This is a genomic window from Streptobacillus felis (genome assembly GCF_001559775.1).
GTDB classification, from domain to species: Bacteria; Fusobacteriota; Fusobacteriia; order Fusobacteriales; family Leptotrichiaceae; genus Streptobacillus; species Streptobacillus felis.
Window position 1 is genome coordinate 1 of the sequence record NZ_LOHX01000277.1, and the last position, 475, is coordinate 475.

Genomic DNA, 475 nt, shown 5'->3' on the forward strand with positions numbered 1-475 from the left:
AATATTTCTATTTCTCAATTATTTCTGTATTATATACCTTTTATTATATACATAGTTTCTTACCTATATCCAACACTTTATGTAGCTTCTAATAAAAATCTATTCGCTAATACATTATCTTTATATGATGTAAATTCATCAAATTTATTCCATACTCTATATGGATATATAAATCATAATGAATGTATTATTCCTCATTTTATATCTTTAAATTCTAATTCTGTAAATTTTAATAATACTTTAGAATGTGCAACCATTAGATTATGCATAGATTGTATTAATTTAGAAGAAGCAAATCTTATTGCTGGTGGAAATTTACCTACTTAGTATTGTCCACTAGATACTGGCCATATTTCATTAAATGTAACCCAATTTTTAATTTCTTCAAATTCGTTAAAACAAAATTCTGCATAATTTACAAAATGTTCTATATTTTCTCTATTTAAAAAATCTCCTTCTTTATGTAATGCTAAAG

Annotated in this window: 2 protein-coding genes; one reads left to right on the top strand and one right to left on the bottom strand. The window is 22.9% G+C overall.

The window, feature by feature from the left end; all coding sequences use genetic code 11:
- Positions 1–327 (top strand): hypothetical protein (locus AYC60_RS09075; RefSeq protein ID WP_197416972.1); only part of this gene is annotated, 327 nt, incomplete at its 5' end.
- Here the strand turns inward: AYC60_RS09075 and AYC60_RS09610 are convergent.
- Positions 324–475 (bottom strand): family 1 glycosylhydrolase (locus tag AYC60_RS09610; protein WP_156447675.1); only part of this gene is annotated, 152 nt, incomplete at its 5' end. The two genes, AYC60_RS09075 and AYC60_RS09610, sit on opposite strands and share 4 nt — an antisense overlap.